The 20,850-nt window shown below is 68.2% G+C and carries 19 protein-coding genes and 1 other RNA gene; 10 read left to right on the top strand and 10 right to left on the bottom strand.

What is annotated here, in order from left to right; genetic code table 11:
* Positions 1-66 precede the first annotated feature (66 nt).
* The 10 genes from QZ500_RS15540 to ompA form a co-directional block, all read right to left on the bottom strand.
* Positions 67-945 carry a molybdopterin-binding protein gene (locus QZ500_RS15540; protein WP_295856317.1) on the bottom strand — a complete coding sequence of 293 codons (879 nt, stop codon included), beginning with the start codon at positions 943-945 and terminating at the stop codon, positions 67-69.
* A complete protein-coding gene (locus tag QZ500_RS15535; RefSeq protein WP_295856315.1) occupies positions 884-1,795 on the bottom strand; it encodes an EI24 domain-containing protein in 912 nt (303 codons plus the stop codon). Before QZ500_RS15535 ends, QZ500_RS15540 begins: the two co-directional genes overlap by 62 nt.
* Positions 1,796-1,822: 27 nt before the next feature.
* On the bottom strand, positions 1,823-2,863 hold the full coding sequence (locus tag QZ500_RS15530; protein ID WP_295856313.1) for a sterol desaturase family protein: 1,041 nt from the start codon (positions 2,861-2,863) through the stop codon (positions 1,823-1,825).
* 37 nt (positions 2,864-2,900) lie between these two features.
* Positions 2,901-3,734: a polysaccharide deacetylase family protein gene (locus tag QZ500_RS15525; protein ID WP_295856311.1), complete on the bottom strand. Its 834-nt coding sequence runs from the start codon at positions 3,732-3,734 to the stop codon at positions 2,901-2,903.
* Positions 3,721-4,785: a cytochrome D1 domain-containing protein gene (locus tag QZ500_RS15520; RefSeq protein WP_295856309.1), complete on the bottom strand. Its 1,065-nt coding sequence runs from the start codon at positions 4,783-4,785 to the stop codon at positions 3,721-3,723. The genes QZ500_RS15525 and QZ500_RS15520 overlap by 14 nt, the downstream gene beginning before the upstream one ends.
* A gap of 174 nt (positions 4,786-4,959) precedes the next feature.
* A complete protein-coding gene (locus QZ500_RS15515; RefSeq protein WP_295856308.1) occupies positions 4,960-5,721 on the bottom strand; it encodes a 16S rRNA pseudouridine(516) synthase in 762 nt (253 codons plus the stop codon).
* A 68-nt stretch (positions 5,722-5,789) separates the two neighbouring features.
* Positions 5,790-6,174, bottom strand: a transfer-messenger RNA (tmRNA) gene (gene ssrA, locus QZ500_RS15510).
* Positions 6,175-6,186: 12 nt separating this feature from the next.
* The gene (gene gph / locus QZ500_RS15505) at positions 6,187-6,852 is read right to left on the bottom strand and encodes a phosphoglycolate phosphatase (RefSeq protein ID WP_295856306.1); all 666 of its coding nucleotides are present in this window, start codon (positions 6,850-6,852) and stop codon (positions 6,187-6,189) included.
* 1 nt (position 6,853) lies between these two features.
* Positions 6,854-7,582, bottom strand: coding sequence for a bifunctional 2-polyprenyl-6-hydroxyphenol methylase/3-demethylubiquinol 3-O-methyltransferase UbiG (gene ubiG, locus QZ500_RS15500; RefSeq protein ID WP_295856304.1), 729 nt, complete (start codon positions 7,580-7,582; stop codon positions 6,854-6,856).
* A gap of 74 nt (positions 7,583-7,656) precedes the next feature.
* A complete protein-coding gene (gene ompA, locus QZ500_RS15495) occupies positions 7,657-8,319 on the bottom strand; it encodes an outer membrane protein OmpA (protein ID WP_295856303.1) in 663 nt (220 codons plus the stop codon).
* A 231-nt stretch (positions 8,320-8,550) separates the two neighbouring features.
* Here ompA and gyrA point away from each other — a divergent pair, with 231 nt between their 5' ends.
* The 10 genes from gyrA (at position 8,551) to QZ500_RS15445 (ending at position 20,760) form a co-directional block, all read left to right on the top strand.
* Positions 8,551-11,229 (top strand): DNA gyrase subunit A, encoded by a 2,679-nt coding sequence (gene gyrA / locus QZ500_RS15490; RefSeq protein WP_295856302.1) that lies wholly within the window; start codon positions 8,551-8,553, stop codon positions 11,227-11,229.
* 118 nt (positions 11,230-11,347) lie between these two features.
* Positions 11,348-12,457: a 3-phosphoserine/phosphohydroxythreonine transaminase gene (serC, locus tag QZ500_RS15485; RefSeq protein WP_295856301.1), complete on the top strand. Its 1,110-nt coding sequence runs from the start codon at positions 11,348-11,350 to the stop codon at positions 12,455-12,457.
* Entirely contained in the window at positions 12,454-13,554 is a 1,101-nt protein-coding gene (gene pheA, locus QZ500_RS15480) for a prephenate dehydratase (RefSeq protein WP_295856300.1), read from the top strand. Before serC ends, pheA begins: the two co-directional genes overlap by 4 nt.
* Before the next feature lie 19 nt (positions 13,555-13,573).
* Positions 13,574-14,458 (top strand): prephenate dehydrogenase/arogenate dehydrogenase family protein, encoded by an 885-nt coding sequence (locus QZ500_RS15475; protein WP_295856299.1) that lies wholly within the window; start codon positions 13,574-13,576, stop codon positions 14,456-14,458.
* Positions 14,459-14,487: 29 nt separating this feature from the next.
* Positions 14,488-16,509 carry a bifunctional 3-phosphoshikimate 1-carboxyvinyltransferase/cytidylate kinase gene (locus tag QZ500_RS15470; RefSeq protein WP_295856298.1) on the top strand — a complete coding sequence of 674 codons (2,022 nt, stop codon included), beginning with the start codon at positions 14,488-14,490 and terminating at the stop codon, positions 16,507-16,509.
* 134 nt (positions 16,510-16,643) lie between these two features.
* Positions 16,644-18,359 (top strand): 30S ribosomal protein S1, encoded by a 1,716-nt coding sequence (gene rpsA / locus QZ500_RS15465; RefSeq protein WP_295856396.1) that lies wholly within the window; start codon positions 16,644-16,646, stop codon positions 18,357-18,359.
* A gap of 51 nt (positions 18,360-18,410) precedes the next feature.
* Positions 18,411-18,770 (top strand): integration host factor subunit beta, encoded by a 360-nt coding sequence (locus QZ500_RS15460; RefSeq protein WP_295856297.1) that lies wholly within the window; start codon positions 18,411-18,413, stop codon positions 18,768-18,770.
* A gap of 40 nt (positions 18,771-18,810) precedes the next feature.
* Positions 18,811-19,116 (top strand): lipopolysaccharide assembly LapA domain-containing protein, encoded by a 306-nt coding sequence (locus QZ500_RS15455; RefSeq protein WP_295856296.1) that lies wholly within the window; start codon positions 18,811-18,813, stop codon positions 19,114-19,116.
* Positions 19,106-20,269 carry a lipopolysaccharide assembly protein LapB gene (gene lapB, locus QZ500_RS15450; protein WP_295856295.1) on the top strand — a complete coding sequence of 388 codons (1,164 nt, stop codon included), beginning with the start codon at positions 19,106-19,108 and terminating at the stop codon, positions 20,267-20,269. Before QZ500_RS15455 ends, lapB begins: the two co-directional genes overlap by 11 nt.
* 92 nt (positions 20,270-20,361) lie before the next feature.
* Positions 20,362-20,760 (top strand): helix-hairpin-helix domain-containing protein, encoded by a 399-nt coding sequence (locus QZ500_RS15445; RefSeq protein ID WP_295856294.1) that lies wholly within the window; start codon positions 20,362-20,364, stop codon positions 20,758-20,760.
* Positions 20,761-20,850: the final 90 nt, after the last annotated feature.

Genomic DNA, 20,850 nt, shown 5'->3' with positions numbered 1-20,850 from the left:
CTGCAAATCGCCACAGCTGCAACCCTGTGTTGACGACTGGCGTGGGCGCACCTATTCGGTGCAAATTCATCGCACCAATTCAGGGCCCAAAGACGCACCAAAAGCATGCAGGCCCGCCAGCAGTGCGGGATAGGCATCCGCGACGGCTGCCGATGCCCCCTTCACGCCCAGTTCGATATGCCGGCCGTGCACCGGATGGTCCACGCTCGGCAGGCTGAACACCCGCACGGACGCATGCTCCCGTTCGATCCGCTCCATCAGCGGGGTTAGCGCGGCCTCGATCGAGCCGTAGACGATCACCGACCGCTCCTCCACCGTGTGGCGGTCGAACAGGTGCGCATACTGCTGATCCAGCACCCATTCGATCATCGGCCACGCCATCACCGGGAAGCCCGGCACGAAATGCACGCTGCCGCCGCCCGGGCCGTGGCAGCTGAAGCCGGGGATCTTGTTGTACGGATTCGGGATGATCCTCGCCGACTGCGGGAACACGCCCATGTTGAGCCGGTGCACGTTGTCCGGTCGGTCCGGCTCGTAGGCGACGCCCTGCTCGCGGGCGGTGTCCTGCATGCGTTCGCGGATCAGCGCCTCGGCATCGGGATGCAGCACGAGCGGCTCGCCGAGCGCGCGGCCGGCGCACTGGCGGGTGTGGTCGTCCGGCGTGGCGCCGATGCCGCCGCAGCTGAAGACGATGTCGGGCCCCGCGAAGGCACGGGCGAGCGTGGCGGCGAGGCGGTCGGGCGCGTCGCCGACATAGTCCGCCCAGGCGAGCTGCAGGCCGCGGGCGGCCAGCAGTTCGACCAACTTGGGCATGTGCTTGTCGGCGCGCTTGCCGGACAGGATTTCGTCGCCGACGACGATCAGCCCGAACGGCGGCGGGCCCTCAAGCGTCGGGCGGGGAACGGCCGGTATCGCGGCCGGGGAAAGGGGCGGTGTCGGGGTCATCCGCCAATGCTAGCGGCAGGGTACCGCCCGCCCCGGTAACCGCCTGTGGAGCGCTGCGCTCGGCCCGCAACGCCTCCAGTGCCGCAAGGCCGAAGTGCAGAAACCAGAGCGACGAGAAGGCGAACACCAGCGTGTAGATCCACACCGCGATCGGCACCAGCACGATGAAAGCCGCCGCGAACAGCGCGCCCGACGCCCAGACGATGCTCGGCGCCGCGCCCAGGTAGCCGCAGGCGATGCCGATCAGCAGCAGCCGGCCGCGATGCCGGCGGAAGATCTCGCGGCGCTCCTCGGGATCGGCATGGGTGGCCAGCGCGTCGAAGGCCATCACCCGGTAGGTCAGCCAGCCCCAGATCAGCGGCGGCAGCAGGAGGATCAGCGGCGGCACCAGCCAGAACGGCAGGCTGACCACCAACGCGACCAGCGCCGCCAGCGTCGAGCCGAGCGACCACGCCAGGCTGTGCAGGAACGACGCGCCGTGCCGCCGCTCCAGCGCCGGAAAACGCCGCGCGGCCACCATGCCGGTGAGGGCCGGCGTCATGCACAGGGCCACCACCAAGAGCGACAGCAGGATGATCGCCGGCGTCACGGTGAAGATCACCAGCAGCGGCGCCACCACCGCCTTCAGCCGGCCGGCACCGATCGCGTCGAGCCAGCGCCAGAAGCCGTGGAGCAGATCGGACGCGTCGAGCATCGTGCGCGTCCAGTCGAGCGCGGCGTCCCAGTAAAAATAGCCGAGCCCGAGCGTCGCGCCGACGGTGATCGCCAGCGGCAGGAAGGACAGCGCGACGACGCGCGGATGCAGGCAGTAGGCGGCCGCGCGCCAGAAGGAATCGAGGAGCAGTCGCATGGGTGGATGTCCGTGGCGCGGCGGCGCTCAGGCGCGGCCGACCAGCCGCTTCAGGCCGAGCCACTGCTGCGCCCAGAAGCCGCGGCCGTAGTCGCGCACCCGGCCCCGCGCATCGGGCTCGACCTGGTCGCGGATGCCGGTCGGGTCGTAGCGCACGGTGAAGTCGGCAGTGCCGAACAGCATGTCCCACCACGGCAGCAGCACGCCGAAATTGCAGCCGCCGAGCCGGGTGCCGACCTGCGGCACCTCGTCGCCCGTGTGGGCGCCGACCGGCCGGGCACCGGGACCGTCGGCCTGTACCGCCGCCGGCCATTCGTGGCCGATGCCGATGCTGTGGTGGCGCCGGTGGAACCGCGGGCTCACCCACAGCCGCTCGCCGAGCCGGCCGAACCACATCCGCAAGTTGGCATGCTGGAAGTTCTCGCTCAGCTGCATGATCGCCACCACCGCGATGAACTGCCCCGGCGCGATGCCGATCAGCTGCGCCACCACCACCACGATCGCGTCGTGCAGCACCGAATCGAGCAGGTGGTTGCGGTTGTCGCTCCACATCGTCATCTGCCGCTGCGAATGGTGCAGCGCATGCAGGTTCCACCACCACTGGAGCTGGTGCTGCCCGCGGTGGATCCAGTACTCGAGGAAGTCGAAGACGACGAGGTACAGCGCCAGGCTTACCAGCGGCAGGTCGGTGACCCCGGGCCAGACCTCGTCGAGATGGAAGGTGCGCAGCCCCTCAACCCGCAGCCAGCCGAAGCCGCTGTCGAACAGCGGCTCCACCAGGAAGAACAGCGCCACCCTGAACAGCCCGAGCCGGTGCAGCAGCGTGTAGAGGATGTCGGTGCGGATCGCGGCCCGGTCGACCACCGGCTCGGCCGGACGCCAGCGCTGCAACGGCGCGATCACCGCGATCATCACCGCGAGCTGCAGTAGCCCGACCAGCAGCCAGCCGGTCGCGTCGTAGGCGTCTTCCAGCAGGTTGCCCATCCCGAGGGCGAACATCGCGGGCTGCACGGCCGTTTCGAACAGCCACTGCTGGGCGGCGGAGAAGACATCGGTGAGCCAGTTCACGGGCGGGAACGTCCTCGGCAAGGGAAACGGGAAAGCGTCAGGGATGCCGGGCGATCCAGTCGCGGTAGTCCGGATGGTCGCGCAGCGTGGCGAAGCAGAAGCCCTTTTGTTTCAGCCCGACGATCAGAGGTTCCAGCACCGCCGGCGCCCACGGGTCTTTGCGCGACCAGATACCCAGGTGCGCGAGCAGGATGTCGCCGGGCCGGATGTCGCGCAGCGCCTTCTGCAGCAGCGCGGCATTGCTCGACGTTTCGCTGGGCAGCTCGTCGCCCAGGAAGCCGGCGGGCGACCAGCCGACATGCGCATAGCCGCAGCTGCGGGCCGCGGCCAGCAGGGCCGGCGAGGTCTTGCCGCCCGGGGCACGGAACAGCGGCAGCGGCTTCTGCCCGGTGATCTCCTGCAGCCGGTCGGCGGCGCGGCGGATCTCGGCGCAGTAGCCGGCGGTACCGACCACATAGCTGCGGCCCTCGTTCGGACCGGCCGACGGGCGCAGCCGGAACTGCGGCGGCTGCCCGGCCGTCTTCACGTCGCCGCGCCAATAGGCGTGGTCGTAGGTGTGCGAGGCAAACGCGTGGCCTTCGGCGGCGCGCGCTTTCCACCACGGTGCCCAGTGGTTGCCGAGGCTGCCGTCGCCCTCCTTCGTGCGCTCGTTGGCGCCGAAGAAGGTCACCTTTACCTGCTGGCGCTGCAGCACCTCGGCGACCAGCGGAGCGACGCCCATGTGGCCGGTGTCGAGCGTCAGGTACACCGGCCGCGCACAGCTTTCCGATGCTTTTGGCGCCTGAGCGCCCGCCGGACCTGCGCAAGCAGCTATCGAAACGATAGCAAGCAGGAGGGCACGGCGGGGCGATGCCATCTCAGCGCCGCGCATGGTCGAGCGTCCAGACGCCGTGCGGCGACCGTCCGACATTCACCTGCCGGACCACCTGCTTCGTCTGCGTGTCGATCACCGTCAGCTTCCGCGCCCAGCGCGAGGTGACCAGGATGTAGCGACCGTCGGCCGACAGGTCCATGCAGTCGGGGCCGCCCGGCGCAGGGTAGCTCTCCACCGCCTGCTGCGTCTGCATGTCGATCTTGCTGATCGTGTTGGCCACCCGGTTGCTGACGAAGAGGTACCGGCCGTCGCCCGCGCTGCGGAACGCGTGGGCGCCCTTGCCGGTGGGGATCTTCCTGATCGACTTCGGCTCCGCGCCGCCCACGTCGAACACCTCGACGCCGTCGCCGCCGGTCAGGCCGAGGAACAGCGTGCGATCGTCCGGCGCGAGGTAGACGTCGGCCGGCATCGGGCCGGTTTTGGTGCGCCACTTGATCGTCTGCGTCGCCATGTCGATCGCGACCAGCTCGTCGCTGTCCTGCATCGACGAATACACCGTCGTGCTCTTGCTGTTGATATAGAGGTGGCTGGGCGTCTTGGCGGTGGAAATGCGTTTGGCGAGCGTCAGGTCCTTACCGTCCCAGCGGTAGATGTCGACGTGGTTGAGCCGGTTGGCCGCGGTCACAAACCACTTCATGTCGGGCGAGAACTGCAGCTGGTACGGATCGACGATGCCGCGCACCGTGCGCTGCACCTCGGCGGTCCGCGGGTCGAGGAAGGTCAGCGAATCCGACAGCGCGTTGGCGACGATCAGCGACTTCTCGTCCGGCGTGAGGTAGAGGTGGTGCGGCTCCTTGCCGGTGGGGATGCGCTCCTTTTCGGTCCAGGTGACCGGGTCGATCACGCTCACGTTGGCATCGAGCGAATTGAGCACGAAGACCGGATGGCGCAGCGCGGGCGCCGCCGGTGCTGCGGCCGCTCCGTCGGCGGCCGGCGATGCGGTCCGCGAAGGACCGCGGACAGGCGCCTGCGCGTGGGCCGACGATGCGGCGGCAGCGGCCGCAAACAGCGTGAGCGCATGGCGTCGGGAAAAGCGGGAAAACGGCATCGGTCTGGTGATCGGAAGCGGTCGTAGTAGGAGGAGGAACGGCAGGGAGATCGGGCGCCGGCCCCGGACGGGCGCGCGCGGCACCCTGGTGAAGCGGTCGAGTGTACCGGCGGCCCTCGCGGCGCTGCAGAATATCCCGGCAGACGCGACGGCTTGAACGGCCGCCCTGATCGGTCAGGCCTGCACCGGGCGCAGCGCTTCCAGGTCGGCGGCAGTCAGCCAGCGCCATCCGCCCGGCGGCAGATCGTCCGGTAGAGCCAGCGCGCCGATCCGCGAGCGGTGCAGCCCTTCCACCCGGTTACCGACCGCCGCCACCATGCGCTTGACCTGGTGGTACTTGCCTTCGGTCAGGGTGAGGCGCAGGTGCTGAGACACGCCGGGTTCGCCGACGATGTCGCAGGCGGCAGCACGTACCGGCTTCGGATCGTCGTCGAGCACCACGCCCTCGCAGAGCCTCTGCACCTGCGCCGCCGTCACCGGATGCTTGGCCGCCACCTCGTAGACCTTGGGCAGGTGCTTGCGCGGAGAACTCATGCGGTGGATGAACTGCCCGTCGTCGGAGAGCAGCAGCAGCCCGGTCGTGTCCTGGTCGAGCCGGCCTACCGCCTGCACGCCCTGCACCGCGCCCTTGGTCGGCCGCTGCCGCAACGGACCGGGCAGCAGGGTGTAGATGCTCGGATAGGTGGACGGCTTCTGCGAACACTCGGTGCCGGCGGGCTTGTGCAGCATCAGGTAGGCCTTCGCATGCACCTCCCAGTCGGTGCCCTGCACACGCAGGCACAGACCGTCCGGGTCGAAGGACGCAGCCGCATCGGTCACCCGCACCGGCGGCGCATCCGGCTCCCGGTAGACCTCGACGAAGCCCTGCTGCACCAGCCCGGCACAGACGCGGCGGGTGCCGAAACCCTGCGAATAGAGAATGTCCTGGAGTTGCATGGCGTACGCCGCTGATGGAATGAGCAAAGCAAAAGGGCCGCCGGTGACGGCGGCCCTTGGGCAGGATGTGGTGGAGCTGGCGGGATTCGAACCCGCGTCCGCAAGCCTTCCTCGCGCAGATCTACATGTTTAGCGGTCTGATTTGAGTCTCGCCACCGGCAGCGCGCAGTCGCACGCTCTACCGGCCGCCAGTACCCTTAAATCTCGCCCCGACCCAAGGTACCCGGATCGGAGCCAGCCCATGTAGTTATCCTTGCAGCCGGGAGGCGCCGGTTACCCGGTACCCCCTTGCCCAGCCCATCGGCCAACTGTTGCAAGGCTCACCGGCAATTAAGCGGCGAGTGCGAAACGTTCGTCGTTTGCAGTTAGTTTGTTTGAATCTGTTTTACGAGCGCATTCAGCTCGACATGCACCACAGCGATTCCGAACCCACGTCGAAACCAGTGCAGCCCCAGGGCATCCATTTTAGGCGGCTTCGAGGCATTGCAAGACCTCGGCAGGAGATTTTGCGACCGCATGCGCTCCCCATGCGTCCGGCCCGGCACCGCCGCCGAGGTAGCCCCAGGCCGCAGCTACCGTCCCCATGCCGGCTGCACGGCCGGCGATGATGTCGCGCTCGTCGTCGCCGACGTAGATGCAGCGCTCGGGCGCGATTCCCATGCGGCGTGCCGCTTCGAGCAGCGGCGCGGGATGGGGCTTGGAATGCGGCGTGGTGTCGCCGCTCACCACGGCACCGGCGCCGCCGAGCACCGGCATCAGGCGCACCAGCGGATCGGTGAAACGCGCCGACTTGTTGGTGACGATGCCCCAGCGTTGTCCGCGCGCTCTCAGCGCCGCCAGCATCGCCGCCACGCCGTCGAAGACCCGGGTGTCCGCCGTCATCCGCCGTTCGTAGCGCACGAAGAATTCCTCGCGCATCGTCGGAAAGTCCGGATGCTCCGGCGCCATGCCGAAGGCGATGCCCAGCATGCCGCGTGCGCCGGCACCCGCCATCGGCCGGTACTGGTCCAGCGGTAGCGACGGCAGGCCGCGTTCGATCCGCATCGCGTCTGCGGCGGCACCGAGGTCGGGGGCGCTGTCGATCAGGGTGCCGTCTAGGTCGAACAGCACGGCGTCGATGTCGCGGAACATCTCAGACCTCCTGCGCGCCGGCAGCGGGCTTGCGGGTCGCGATCATGTAGTTCACGTCCGTGTTGCCGCTCAACCAGTAGCGTCGGTTCAGCGGGTTGTATTCCAGCCCGCTGCTCCGGTCGAGCGCCAGGCCGGCCGCGCGGCAGTGGGCTGCCAGTTCGCTCGGCCGCAGTAAGCGTGCATATTCATGCGTGCCCCGCGGCAGCATGCCCAGCACGTATTCCGCCCCGACGATCGCGAAGAGAAAGGACTTCGGATTGCGGTTGATGGTCGAGAAGAAGATCCAGCCGCCCGGCTTGGCCATTGCGGCACAGGCGCGGACGACCGATGCAGGATCCGGCACGTGTTCCAGCATCTCCATGCAGGTCACCACGTCGAACTGGCCCGGGCGCTCCTCGGCCAGCGCTTCTGCGCTCACCTCGCGGTACTCGACCCGGGGTGTCTGCACTTCCAGGGCGTGGAGCCGCGCCACCTTGAGCGACTTGCTGGCCAGGTCGATGCCGAGCACGTCGGCGCCCCGGCGCGCCATCGCATCCGAGAGGATGCCGCCGCCGCAGCCCACATCGACCACGGTTTTTCCGGCCAGCGGCACGCAGGATTCGATCCAGTCCAGGCGCAACGGATTGATCTGGTGCAGGGGCCGGAATTCGCTTTCGGTATCCCACCACCGATGGGCTAATTCGGAGAATTTGGCGAGCTCTGCAGGATCGACATTCAGGTTTTGCGACATGGCGGTATTTTCACTCCCCAAAAAGAAAAAGCCCGCAGGACATCGCCTGCGGGCTTCTGCATTAATCGCGAGGATTAATTGGCGCGGGTACCGACGACTTCGATTTCCACGCGGCGGTTCTGAGCACGGCCGGCTGCAGTCTTGTTATCTGCGATCGGCTGCTTCTCGCCCTTGCCTTCCGTGTAGACCCGGTTGCGCTCGATGCCCTTGGACACCAGGTAAGCCTTCACGGCTTCTGCACGGCGGACCGACAGGCGCTGGTTGTAGGCATCGGTGCCGACCGAGTCGGTGTGGCCGACGGCGATGATGACTTCCAGGTTCACGTTGCGGACCTTGCTGACGAGGTCGTCGAGCTTGGCCTTGCCTTCCGGCTTGAGAACCGACTTGTCGAAGTCGAAGAAAGCGTCAGCAGCGTAGGTCACCTTGCTGGCGGCCGGCGGTGCGGGAGGCGCAGCGGGAGCCGGAGCAGCAGGTGCGCCCGGGACGACGGCTGCCGGAGGAGCAGCGACCGGCACCAGCGCGCCGTCGCAACCGACGGCTGCGGTGGCAGGCGTCCAGTTGGCATCGCGCCAGCAGTATTCGTTGGTACCGTTTTTCCAGACGAGTTCGCCGGTGCCGTTTTGCCAGTTGTCGATGACATTACCACCGTTAGCAGCGGTCACACGGGTCTGCGCGCCAGCGGCAGTGGCGATCGCAGCGACTGCAAACAGCATCGCTACTTTGTTGAGTTTCTTCATGGTTCTCCTCTTGGGGAAAAAGCCGCAGCCGCGCTGCGATCCGGTACGTCGTCAGTGACCATCACCAAAAACGTTGAAAAGATTGTGCCATAGCGACTTTGGCAATCGTTGCCAAAACGGTACGGATGCCGTAGGACGGAACCTCATTTCCCCCTTTGTGTTGCACATGCGCGACAGGCTCGGTGCACCTAAAATCAGCAGCTTCTCCGCCCTCCCGGGACCGCACGCTCCATGACCCAGTTCGCCAAAGAAACGCTGCCGATCAGCCTCGAAGAGGAGATGCGGCGCAGTTATCTGGATTACGCCATGAGCGTGATCGTGGGCCGCGCCCTCCCCGATGCGCGCGACGGCTTGAAGCCAGTCCACCGGCGCGTGCTGTATTCGATGCACGAGCTCAACAACGACTGGAACCGGCCGTACAAGAAATCGGCCCGTATCGTCGGGGACGTGATCGGTAAGTACCATCCGCACGGAGACAGCGCTGTCTACGACACCATCGTGCGCATGGCCCAGGACTTCTCGCTGCGCCACATGCTGGTCGACGGCCAGGGCAACTTCGGATCGGTCGATGGTGACAACGCCGCGGCGATGCGCTATACGGAAATCCGCCTCGCCAAGATCGCGCACGAGATGCTGGCGGACATCGACAAGGAAACGGTCGATTACCAGCCGAACTACGACGGCAGCGAGCGCGAGCCGGCCGTGCTGCCGAGCCGCCTGCCCAACCTGCTGGTCAACGGCTCGGCCGGTATCGCGGTCGGCATGGCGACCAACATTCCGCCGCACAACCTCAACGAGGTGGTGGACGCGTGCCTGCACATGCTGCGGCACCCCGAGGCGTCGATCGACGATCTGATGGAGATCATTCCGGCGCCCGACTTCCCGACCGCCGGCATCATCTACGGCATCAACGGGGTGAAGGACGGCTACCGCACCGGCCGCGGCAAGGTGGTGATGCGCGCCAAGTGCCACTTCGAGGACATCGACCGCGGCCAGCGTCAGGCGATCATCGTCGACGAGCTGCCCTACCAGGTCAACAAGAAGACGCTGCAGGAGCGGATGGCCGAGCTGGTCCACGAGAAGAAGATCGAGGGCATCAGCCACATCCAGGACGAGTCCGACAAGTCGGGCATGCGGCTGGTGATCGAGCTGAAGCGCGGCGAAGTGCCGGAGGTGGTGCTCAACAACCTCTACAAGCAGACCCAGCTGCAGGACACCTTCGGCATCAACATGGTGGCGCTGGTCGACGGCCAGCCGCGCCTGTGCAACCTGAAGGACCTGATCACCGTCTTCCTGAAGCACCGCCGCGAAGTGGTGACGCGCCGCACCGTATTCGAGCTGCGCAAGGCGCGCGACCGCGGGCATGTGCTGGAAGGCCTGGCGGTGGCGCTGGCCAACATCGACGAATTCATCCGGATCATCCGCGAGTCGCCCACCCCGCCGGTCGCCAAGGCCGAGCTCATGGCCCGGTCGTGGGACAGCCAACTGGTCCGCGAGATGCTGACCCGCACCCGCGCCGACGGCGGCATCGTCAATGCCGACGACTACCGGCCCGAGGGTCTGGAGCGCAGCTACGGCATGGGCAACGACGGCCTGTACCGGCTGTCGGACATCCAGGCGCAGGAGATCCTGCAGATGCGGCTGCAGCGCCTGACCGGCCTGGAGCAGGACAAGATCGTCGCCGAATACAAGGACGTGATGGCGGTCATCGAGGACCTGCTGGACATCCTGGCCAAGCCGGAGCGTGTCTCGGTCATCATCGGCGAAGAGCTCACCGCGATCCGCACCGAGTTCGGCCAGACCAAGCTGGGCGCGCGCCGCAGCCTGGTGGAGCACAGCTCCTTCGACCTCTCCACCGAGGACCTGATCACGCCGACCGACATGGTGGTCACGCTCTCGCACAGCGGCTACATCAAGAGCCAGCCGCTCGGCGAGTACCGGGCGCAGAAGCGCGGCGGCCGCGGCAAGCAGGCGACGGCAACGAAGGAAGACGACTGGATCGACCAGCTCTTCATCGCCAACACGCACGACTACATCCTGTGCTTCTCCAACCGCGGCCGGCTGTACTGGCTGAAGGTCTGGGAAGTGCCGGCAGGCTCGCGCGGTTCGCGCGGCCGGCCGATCGTCAACATGTTCCCGCTGCAGGACGGCGAGAAGATCAACGTGGTGCTGCCGCTGACCGGCGAGTTCCGCAGCTTCCCGGCCGACCACTACGTGTTCATGGCGACACGCATGGGCACGGTGAAGAAGACCGCGCTCGACGAATTCAGCAACCCGCGCAAGCTGGGCATCATCGCGATCAACCTCGACGAGGGCGACTACCTCGTCGGCGCCGCGCTGACCGACGGCCAGCACGACGTGATGCTGTTCTCCGATGGCGGCAAGGCGGTGCGTTTCGACGAGGGCGACGTGCGGGCGCTCGGACGCAACACCCGCGGCGTGCGTGGCATGGACCTGCCCGAAGGCCAGAGCGTGATCGCGATGCTGGTCGCCGAGGACGGCGAGCAGTCGGTGCTGACCGCCACCGAGAACGGCTACGGCAAGCGCACCTCGATCACCGAATACACCCGGCACGGCCGCGGCACCAAGGGCATGATCGCGATCCAGCAGAGCGAGCGCAACGGCAAGGTCGTGGCCGCGACGCTGGTGCGGCCGGACGACGAGATCATGCTGATCACCGACCGCGGCGTGCTGGTGCGCACCCGGGTAGCGGAGATCCGCGAACTCGGACGGGCGACCCAGGGCGTGACGCTGATGAACCTCGACGAAGGCTCCCGGCTGTCCGGCTTGCAGCGGATCGTCGAGAACGATGCGCAGGCCGCCCTGGCGGCCGCGGACGATGCCGCGCCCCTCGAGAGCGATGCCGATGCCACGCCCTCGACCGACGGCGAACCGCCGGCGGCCGACTGACACGCGCCGGCGGCCCGTCCGCAAGGCCTTCGCGGCTGCAGCGATGCAGCCGCTTCACTTTTGATAGCAACCCGCGCAGGCTGCACCTGCGCAAACGGCAGATTTGCGCATCGACACCATGAACCGTCCGTACAACTTCTCCGCCGGCCCCGCCGCGATTCCCGAAGCCGTGCTGCAGCAGGCCGCCGCCGAAATGCTCGACTGGCAGGGCAGCGGCATGGGCGTGATGGAAATGAGCCACCGCGGCAAGGAGTTCATCTCGATCTACCAGCGGGCCGAAGCCGACCTGCGCACGCTGCTGGCGGTGCCGGCGAACTTCAAGATCCTGTTCATGCAGGGCGGCGGCCTGGGCGAGAACGCGGTGGTACCGCTGAACCTGTCGCGCGCCGGCACGGTGGACGTGGTCGTCACCGGCAGCTGGAGCCAGAAGTCGGCCAAGGAAGCCCGCCGCTACGCCAGCACGGTCAACATCGCGGCGAGCAACGAGGCCGACGGCCACCGGTCGATCCCGGAGGCGTCCGGCTGGCAGCTGAGCCGCGGCGCGAGCTACGTGCATCTGTGCAGCAACGAGACGATCCACGGCGTCGAATTCCAGACGCTGCCTGATCTGCAGGCGCTCGGCAGCGACGCGCCGCTGGTCATCGACTTCTCGTCGCACGTCGCGTCGCGGCCGGTGGACTGGTCGAAGGTGGGACTGGCCTTCGGCGGCGCGCAGAAGAACCTTGGCCCGGCGGGCCTCACGCTGGTGGTGGTGCGGGAGGACCTGATCGGCCATGCCCTGCCGATCTGCCCGAGCGCCTTCGACTACCAACTCGTGGCCGACAACGACTCGATGTACAACACGCCGCCGACCTGGGGCATCTACGTGGCCGGCCTGGTCTTCCAGTGGCTGCTGCGCCAGACGGAGGGCGATCTGACCGGCATCGCCGCGATGGAGGCACGCAACATCGCCAAAGCCCGGCGGCTCTACGACTTCATCGACGGCTCGCAGCTCTACATGAACCCGGTGGCGCCCGAGGCGCGCTCGCGGATGAATATCCCCTTCCTGCTGCGCGACGAAAGCCGCAACGACGCCTTCCTGGCCGGCGCCAAGGCGCGCGGCCTGCTGCAGCTCAAGGGCCACAAGTCGGTCGGCGGCATGCGCGCCAGCCTCTACAACGCGATGCCGATGGCCGGGGTGGAAGCGCTCGTCGCCTACCTGCGCGATTTCGAGAAGGAACAGGCATGAGCCACGACCTGCCCGCCGGCCTCACGCTGGCCGAGCTGCGCGAGCGGATCGACGCGCTCGACAGCCAGCTGCTGCGGCTGCTCAACGACCGGGCGCTGGTCGCCGAGGCGGTCGGCGAACTGAAGAAGCGGGAAGGCACGCCCTTCTTCCGCCCCGACCGGGTGGCCCAGGTGATCGAGAAGATCCAGACCGCCAACCCCGGCCCGCTGAAGAGCCAGCACGTCGCCGCCGTGTGGCGCGAGATCATGTCGGCCTGCCTGGCGCTGGAATCGCCCCAGCGGGTCGCGGTGCTCGGCCCGGCCGGCACCTTCTGCGAACAGGCGGCGGTCGAGTTCTTCGGCGGTGCGGCCGACCTGGTCTACTGCGCCAACTTCGACGAGGTGTTCCACGCCACCGCCGCGGGCAGCGCCCAGTACGGCGTGGTCGGTGTCGAGAACTCGGTGGAGGGCGTGGTCACCCGCTCGCTCGACCTGTTCCTGCACACGCCCTGCCATGTAGTCGGCGAAGTCAGCCTGCTGGTGCGCCACAACCTGCTGCGCACGACCAACACGCTCGACGGCGTCGAGGCGGTGCTCGCCCATCCGCAGGCGCTGGCGCAGTGCCAGGGCTGGCTGTCCAAGCACCTGCCGCATGCCGAACGCCGCCCGGTGTCGAGCAACGCCGAAGGCGCGCGGCTCGCGGCCACCAACCCGGCCTGGGCCGGTATCGCCAGCGAGCGCGCCGCGACCCAGTTCGGCCTGCACATCGTGGCCCACGCGGTCCAGGACGACGCCTACAACCGCACCCGCTTCGCCGTGATCTGCCTGCCGCAGACGCTCGGCACCCCGCCGCCGTCGGCCAAGGACTGCACCAGCCTGGTCGTGTCGGTGCCCAACCGGCCCGGCGCGGTGCACGACCTGCTGGTGCCGCTGAAGAAGCACGGCGTGTCGATGACGCGCTTCGAGTCGCGGCCGGCCAAGACGGGCCATTGGGAGTACTACTTCTACATCGACCTCGACGGCCATCCGGCCCAGCCGCACGTGGCGCAGGCGCTGGAAGAGCTGCGCGGGCTCTGCGCGTTCTACAAGGTGCTCGGCACCTACCCGGTCGCCGCATGAGCGCCGCGGAGGCACGACGATGACCGCACCGTTCGAACAGCTCGGGCTGATCGGCTGCGGCTTGATGGGCGGCTCGTTCGCGCTGGCGCTCAAGCGCGCGGGGCTGGTCAAGCGGGTGGTCGGCTACAGCAAGTCGCCCTCCACCACCGAACAGGCGCGCCGCATGGGCGTGATCGACGTCGAGGCGCCGTCGGCGCTGCTGGCCGTCGCCGGCGCCGACCTGGTGCTGCTGGCGGTGCCGGTGGCCGCCACCGGCCCGACGCTCAAGGCGATCCGCCACCTGGTCACGCCGCAGATGCTGGTGATGGACGTCGGCTCCACCAAGGCCGACGTGGTCGAGGCCGCCCGCGATGCACTGCGCGACCAGATCGGCTCCTTCGTGCCGGCCCATCCGATCGCCGGCGCCGAGACGGCCGGCGTCGGCCAGGCCCGGGCCGAGCTGTACCAGGACCGGCAGGTCATCCTCACGCCGATCGAACGCACCCGCACCGCGCTGCTGCAGCGCGCCGCCGACACCTGGAAGGCGATCGGCTGCCGCGTACGGCAGATGTCGCCGGAATCGCACGATGCGGCGCTGGCCGCCGTCAGCCACCTGCCCCACCTGCTGGCCTTCGCCGCATTCAACGCGGTCGCGGGACAGCCGTCGGGCAACGTGTTCCTCGACCTCGCCGGCCCCGGCTTCCGGGACTTCACCCGCATCGCCGCGAGCAATCCGCCGATGTGGCGCGACATCCTGCTGGCCAACCGCACCGAGCTGCGCCGCCAGTCCGATGCGTTCCGCGCCGCCCTCGACCAGCTGGAAGCGGCGATGGCGCGAGGCGACGCATCTGCCCTCGAAGCGCTGATCGCCCAGGCCAGCGCCGGCCGCGGCGGCTGGCAGATGACCACCGCGAAGACCGACTGAGCGGGCGCCGACCGGGCGTCCTGTCCACCATGTATCCGATTCCCTTCCTCGACCTGCCGCCGCTGTCCGATGCCGGCGGCACCGTGGTGCTGCCCGGCTCCAAGAGCATTTCCAACCGCGTGCTGCTGCTGGCGGCGCTGAGCGAGGGCACGACCGAGGTCGTCGACCTGCTCGACTCCGACGACACGCGGGTGATGCTCGACAGCCTGCAGAAGCTCGGCTGCGACTTGGTGCGGCACGACGACCGCCTGTCGATTACCGGCCTGGGCGGACGGCCGCCCGCCGCGCCGGCGACGCTGTTCCTCGGCAACGCCGGCACCGCGATGCGGCCGCTGACCGCTGCGCTCGCGGTGTTCGGCGGCGATTTCACGCTCGAGGGCGTGCCGCGCATGTACGAGCGGCCGATCGGCGACCTGGTCGATGCGCTGCGCGCCCTCGGCTGCCAGGTGGACTACCGCGGCACCGAAGGCTTTCCACCGCTGCACATCGGCCGGCCGTCGCTGCGGCTCGACGCGCCGATCCCGGTGCGCGGCGACGTGTCCAGCCAGTTCCTCACTGCGCTGCTGATGGCGCTGCCCCTGGTCGCCACCCGGGACATCGTCATCGCGGTGCAGGGCGAGCTGATCTCCCGGCCGTACATCGCGATCACGCTCGACCTGCTGGCGCGCTTCGGCATCGTGGTGCACAACGACGACTGGCAGCGCTTCACGATTCCCGCCGGTGCGCGCTACCGGTCGCCGGGCCGCATCCATGTCGAGTCGGACGCATCGTCTGCTAGCTATTTCATAGCGCTCGGCGCAATCGCAGCGGGCGCAGACGGCCAAAACGGCCCGAACGGCATCCATATCCAGGGCCTGGGCGAACAGTCGATCCAGGGCGACATCCGCTTCGTCGAGGCTGCCCGCCGCATGGGCGCCCGCATCGACAGCGGACCGAACCACCTGACGATCACCCGCGGCGCCTGGCCGCTGCGCGCGATCGACCTGGACTGCAACCACATCCCCGACGCCGCGATGACGCTGGCGGTGATGGCGCTGTATGCCGACGGCCCGAGCACGCTGCGCAACATCGCGAGCTGGCGGGTCAAGGAAACCGACCGGATCGCCGCGATGGCGGCCGAGGCCCGCAAGCTCGGCGCCACCGTCGAAGAAGGCCCGGACTGGCTGCGGGTGCATCCGCTGCCCGCCGGCGCGTGGCGTCCGGCCAGCATCCACACCTACGACGACCACCGGGTCGCGATGTGCTTCTCGCTGGCGGCCTTCAATCCGGACCGGGTGCCGGTGCGGATCGAGGATCCGCAGTGCGTCGCCAAGACCTTCCCCGACTATTTCGAGACGCTGTTCGGCGTCGCCCGGGCACGCACGGCGGACATTCCGGTGCTGTGCATCGACGGCCCGAGCGCTTCGGGCAAGGGCACGGTCGCGGCCGCCGTCGCGCGGCAGCTCGGCTACCACTTCCTCGACTCCGGCGCGATGTACCGCATCGCCGCCCTCGCCGCCCGGCGTGCCGGACTCGACATCGTGCCGGCGCAGGAAGCGGCAATCGCCGCGCTGGCCCGCACGCTGCCGGTGCGCTTCACCGACGGCCGGGTGCTGCTCGGCCGCGACGACGTGACCGACGCGATCCGCTCGGAAGAAGCGGGCATGGACGCCTCGCGCGTGTCGGCACTGCCGGCCGTGCGCGAAGCACTGGTCGGCCTGCAGCTCGGCTTCCGGCAGCTGCCGGGGCTGGTCGCCGACGGCCGCGACATGGGCACGGTGATCTTCCCGGATGCGCACCTGAAGGTGTTCATGACGGCCAGCGCCGCGCAGCGCGCCGAGCGCCGGTACAAGCAGTTGATTTCAAAAGGAATTTCGGCTAATATCGCCGACCTTCGCGCTGACCTGGAAGCGCGCGATCTGCGGGACTCGTCCCGGCCGGTCGCGCCGCTCAAGGCGGCCGAAGATGCCCTGCTGCTGGACAACTCCCATCTCACCATCGACCAGTCGGTGGACCAGGTGGTGGCCTGGTGGCAGGAGCGCCGGCCCTTCGCGCCCCGCGCGGCGGGCTAGCGTCCCGAAGAGTTCCCTGCGGTTCCCGCCGCGCATCACGCGCACCGACCGCAGGGGTTTGTTCAACGAACCGCGGTCCTGCCGCACACCATCACCGCACGCAGCCTCCCGAACGACGGCAATCCCGCCGTCGCATAACCTGTCGTGCGGATAGGAAACACATGTCCGAATCTTTTGCCGCCCTTTTTGAAGAATCGATCCAGCGCTCCGAAATGCGCCCGGGCGAGGTCATCACCGCCGAGGTCGTGCGCATCGAGCACAACTTCGTCGTCGTGAACGCCGGCCTCAAGTCCGAAGCCTACGTGCCGCTCGACGAGTTCAAGAACGACAAGGGCGAAGTCGAAGTCCAGGTCGGGGACTTCGTCTCGGTGGCGATCGACGCCATCGAAAACGGCTACGGCGACACCATCCTGTCGCGCGACAAGGCCAAGCGCCTCGCCTCCTGGCTGGCCCTCGAGAAGGCGCTGGAATCCGGCGAATTCGTCACCGGCACCACCAGCGGCAAGGTCAAGGGCGGCCTGACCGTGCTGGTCAACGGCATCCGCGCCTTCCTGCCGGGTTCGCTGATCGACACCCGTCCGGTCAAGGACCTGACCCCGTACGAGAACAAGACCCTGGAATTCAAGGTCATCAAGCTCGACCGCAAGCGCAACAACGTCGTGCTGTCGCGCCGTGCCGTGGTCGAAGCCTCGATGGGCGAAGAGCGCGCCAAGCTGATGGAGACGCTGAAGGAAGGCGCCATCGTCAACGGCGTGGTCAAGAACATCACCGAATACGGTGCGTTCGTGGACCTCGGCGGCATCGACGGCCTGCTGCACATCACCGACATGGCATGGCGCCGTGTCCGCCACCCGAGCGAAGTCGTGACGGCCGGCCAGGAAATCACCGCCAAGATCCTGAAGTTCGATACCGAGAAGAACCGTGTCTCGCTGGGTCTGAAGCAGATGGGCGACGACCCGTGGATGGGCGTGTCGCGCCGCTACCCGCAGGGCACCCGCCTGTTCGGCCGTGTCACCAACATCGCCGACTACGGCGCGTTCGTGGAACTGGAACCCGGCATCGAAGGCCTGGTGCACGTCTCCGAGATGGACTGGACCAACAAGAACGTGGCCCCGTCCAAGCTCGTGTCGCTGGGCGACGAAGTCGAAGTCATGGTCCTCGAGATCGACGAAGACAAGCGCCGCATCAGCCTGGGCATGAAGCAGACCAAGGCCAACCCGTGGCAGGAATTCGCGCAGAACACCAAGCGCGGCGACCGCGTCAAGGGCCCGATCAAGTCGATCACCGACTTCGGCGTGTTCGTCGGCCTGGCAGCCGGCATCGACGGCCTGGTGCACCTGTCCGACCTGTCGTGGAACGAGCCGGGCGAAGCCGCGGTGCGCAACTACAAGAAGGGCCAGGAAGTCGAAGCGATCGTGCTGGCCGTGGACGTGGACCGCGAGCGCATCTCGCTGGGCATCAAGCAGCTCGACAGCGACGAGTTCACCACCTACGCCACCGTCAACGACAAGGGCCAGGTCGTGACCGGCAAGGTCAAGTCGGTCGACGCACGCGGTGCCGAGATCGAACTGGCCGACGGCATCGTAGGCTACCTGCGCGCCTCGGAAATCTCCCGCGACCGCGTGGAAGACGCCCGTAACGTGCTGAAGGAAGGCGACGAAGTCACCGCCGTGGTGGTCAACGTGGATCGCAAGACCCGCAACATCCAGCTGTCGATCAAGGCCAAGGACATGGCCGACGAGCAAGGCGCGATGGCGAGCCTCGCCCAGCAGTCCTCGCGCGAGAACGCCGGCACGACCAGCCTGGGCGCCCTGCTGCGCGCCAAGCTGGACAACAGCAACAACGGCTGATCCCGCACGGAAGGGCGGCGGGCGACCCGGGTCGCCTGCCGCCCTTTTTTCATGGGGCCCTGCGCCCTTTGTCCGCTTTGTACGTACGCCTTTTCCGCCCAGCCCATGACACGCTCCGACCTTGTCGAGGAACTCGCCGCCCGTTTCAGCCAGCTCACGCACCGCGATGCGGAAGCCGCCGTCAAGGCGATCCTGGATGCGGTGGGCGATGCGCTGGTCAAGGGCCATCGCATCGAGATTCGCGGCTTCGGCAGCTTCACCGTCAGCCACCGCCCGCCCCGCATGGGACGCAACCCGCGCAGCGGCGAAAGCGTGGCGATCCCGGAGAAACGGGTGCCGCACTTCAAGCCGGGCAAGGCCTTGCGCGAAGCGGTCGATGCGCGCACGCCGGCGCGCGATACGGACGGCTGAGGCCGCTCGATAGAATCTTCCCGTCACGTACGGGGAGACGATGAAATACCTCTCGTGGCTGCTCAAGGCAGCCATTTTTTTTACGCTGTTCGCTTTTGCGCTGAACAACCAGCAGGACGCCACGGTGCACTTCTTCTTCGGCACGTACTGGCGCGCGCCGCTGGTGCTGGTGGTGCTGAGCGCCTTCGCGCTGGGCATCGTGGTCGGCGTGCTCGGCATGGTCCCCCGCTGGTGGCTGCACCGCAGCGCGGCGCGCCGGGCACAGGAAGTCCAGGTGCCGCTGCCGCCCACCGCGACCGACGCCGGCACGCCGCCCCCGATCACGCAGGTTCCGCATGGACTTTGAACTCGGCATCGGCTGGATACTGCTCGGACTGCCGCTCGCCTTCGTTCTCGGCTGGTTCGCGTCGCGCTTCGACCTGCGGCAGATGCGGCTGGAGAACCGGCAGGCGCCGAAGGCCTATTTCCGTGGCCTGAACTTCCTGCTCAACGAACAGCAGGATCAGGCGATCGACGCCTTCATCGAAGCGGTGCAGAACGATCCGGACACCTCGGAACTGCACTTCGCGCTCGGCAACCTGTTCCGCCGCCGGGGCGAGTACGAGCGTGCGGTGCGGGTTCACCAGCACCTGCTGTCGCGGGGCGACCTGGGCCGGGTCGACCGCGAGCGCGCGCAGCATGCCCTGGCGCTCGACTACCTGAAGGCCGGCCTGCTCGACCGGGCGGAAGAAGCGCTGCGGCGGCTGGAAGGCACGCCGTTCGAGGAACAGGCGCGGCTCGCGCTGCTGGCGATCTACGAACGTTCGCGCGACTGGCAACAGGCCGCTGCGATCACCGAGAAGCTGACCGCCTCGGGCCAGGGCGACTTCACGGCACGGCTGGCGCACTACCTGTGCGAGCAGGCCCATGCCCGGATGGCCACCGGCCAGCCCGACGCGGCCCGCGCGCTCATCGAGGAGGCGATCGCGAAAGCGCCGCGCGCGCCGCGCCCGCGCATCGAACTGGCCCTGCTGGAGCGCCGCCAGGGGCGCGACCGCGAAGCCTACGCAGCCCTGCGGCAGGTGGAGGAAGTCGTCCCGGCCGCGCTGCCGCTGGTGGCGCAGGCACTGGCCGACACGGCGATCGCCCTCGGCGAGGTTCCGCAAGCCCGCGAGCGGTTGGCCGCACGTTATGCCGAGGACGCCTCGCTCGACCTGCTCGAGGCGATCGTTGCGCTTGACCGTGCCGCGCCGCAGACGGGCCACGACGCCCGCGAAAGCTATGTGCGCCACCTGGAGCGCGAACCGTCGCTGGTCGCGGCTGCCCGCTGGCTCGCAGGCGAGACGCTGACCCACGAGAAGTTCCACCCGCAGGTTCAGCGGGCGCTGGACCAGGCGGCCAAGCCGCTGACGCGCTACCGCTGCGCGGCCTGCGGTTTCGAGGCCAACCAGCACTTCTGGCAATGCCCCGGCTGCCAGACCTGGGACAGCTATCCCGCGCGCCGCGTCGAGGAACTCTAGCGACCGCCGGTCCGCGTCAACCGCGTCATGTTCCGCGCCGTTCTGCTTAAGCCCGCCGGCAGGCCGTGCCGGCAACCCACGAGGAAACCACGATGTTCAAGTCCCTGATCGCCATTGCCGCGCTGTTCGGCGCCGCCGTCTCCTTCGCCGCTGTCGACGTCAACAAGGCCACGACCGCCGAGCTCGACGGCGTCAAGGGCATCGGCCCGGCCACCTCGAAGCTCATCGTCACCGAGCGCAAGAAGGGTGCGTTCAAGGACTGGCCCGATTTCATCGCGCGGGTGAAGGGGCTCGGCGACAACCGTGCGGCCAAGCTGTCGGCCGAGGGATTGACGGTCGGCGGCGCCGCCTACCCGGCCGCTGCAGCGGCACCGGCGGCCACTGCGGCTCCTGCGGGCAAGGCCCCTGCCGCATCCGAACCCGTCAAGGGCACGACTGCCGCCAAGGCGGAAACTGCGGCGCCAGCGAAGCCCGCCGCGAACGGCAAGTAACTGCCGTCAATCACCGCCAAGGCCCCGCGATCGCGGGGCTTTTTGTTGCAGTCGGCAGGGTCGTATCGGCGATATTCCAGGGGTGACACT

It is taken from the genome of uncultured Xylophilus sp. (assembly GCA_913776965.1).
Lineage (GTDB): Bacteria > Pseudomonadota > Gammaproteobacteria > Burkholderiales > Burkholderiaceae_C > Xylophilus.
Note: the sequence above shows the minus strand (reverse complement) of the source record. Positions and strands in the feature narration are given on the sequence as shown.

What these genes read in the sequence shown, in the direction of transcription:
- QZ500_RS15540 (WP_295856317.1), bottom strand. Translation starts at nt 945, where the DNA reads ATGACCCCGACACCGCCCCTTTCCCCGGCCGCGATACCGGCCGTTCCC.
- QZ500_RS15535 (WP_295856315.1), bottom strand. Translation starts at nt 1,795, where the DNA reads ATGCGACTGCTCCTCGATTCCTTCTGGCGCGCGGCCGCCTACTGCCTG.
- QZ500_RS15525 (WP_295856311.1), bottom strand. Translation starts at nt 3,734, where the DNA reads ATGCGCGGCGCTGAGATGGCATCGCCCCGCCGTGCCCTCCTGCTTGCT.
- QZ500_RS15520 (WP_295856309.1), bottom strand. Translation starts at nt 4,785, where the DNA reads ATGCCGTTTTCCCGCTTTTCCCGACGCCATGCGCTCACGCTGTTTGCG.
- QZ500_RS15515 (WP_295856308.1), bottom strand. Translation starts at nt 5,721, where the DNA reads ATGCAACTCCAGGACATTCTCTATTCGCAGGGTTTCGGCACCCGCCGC.
- gph (WP_295856306.1), bottom strand. Translation starts at nt 6,852, where the DNA reads ATGTTCCGCGACATCGACGCCGTGCTGTTCGACCTAGACGGCACCCTG.
- ubiG (WP_295856304.1), bottom strand. Translation starts at nt 7,582, where the DNA reads ATGTCGCAAAACCTGAATGTCGATCCTGCAGAGCTCGCCAAATTCTCC.
- ompA (WP_295856303.1), bottom strand. Translation starts at nt 8,319, where the DNA reads ATGAAGAAACTCAACAAAGTAGCGATGCTGTTTGCAGTCGCTGCGATC.
- gyrA (WP_295856302.1), top strand. Translation starts at nt 8,551, where the DNA reads ATGACCCAGTTCGCCAAAGAAACGCTGCCGATCAGCCTCGAAGAGGAG.
- serC (WP_295856301.1), top strand. Translation starts at nt 11,348, where the DNA reads ATGAACCGTCCGTACAACTTCTCCGCCGGCCCCGCCGCGATTCCCGAA.
- pheA (WP_295856300.1), top strand. Translation starts at nt 12,454, where the DNA reads ATGAGCCACGACCTGCCCGCCGGCCTCACGCTGGCCGAGCTGCGCGAG.
- QZ500_RS15475 (WP_295856299.1), top strand. Translation starts at nt 13,574, where the DNA reads ATGACCGCACCGTTCGAACAGCTCGGGCTGATCGGCTGCGGCTTGATG.
- QZ500_RS15470 (WP_295856298.1), top strand. Translation starts at nt 14,488, where the DNA reads ATGTATCCGATTCCCTTCCTCGACCTGCCGCCGCTGTCCGATGCCGGC.
- QZ500_RS15460 (WP_295856297.1), top strand. Translation starts at nt 18,411, where the DNA reads ATGGGGCCCTGCGCCCTTTGTCCGCTTTGTACGTACGCCTTTTCCGCC.
- QZ500_RS15455 (WP_295856296.1), top strand. Translation starts at nt 18,811, where the DNA reads ATGAAATACCTCTCGTGGCTGCTCAAGGCAGCCATTTTTTTTACGCTG.
- lapB (WP_295856295.1), top strand. Translation starts at nt 19,106, where the DNA reads ATGGACTTTGAACTCGGCATCGGCTGGATACTGCTCGGACTGCCGCTC.
- QZ500_RS15445 (WP_295856294.1), top strand. Translation starts at nt 20,362, where the DNA reads ATGTTCAAGTCCCTGATCGCCATTGCCGCGCTGTTCGGCGCCGCCGTC.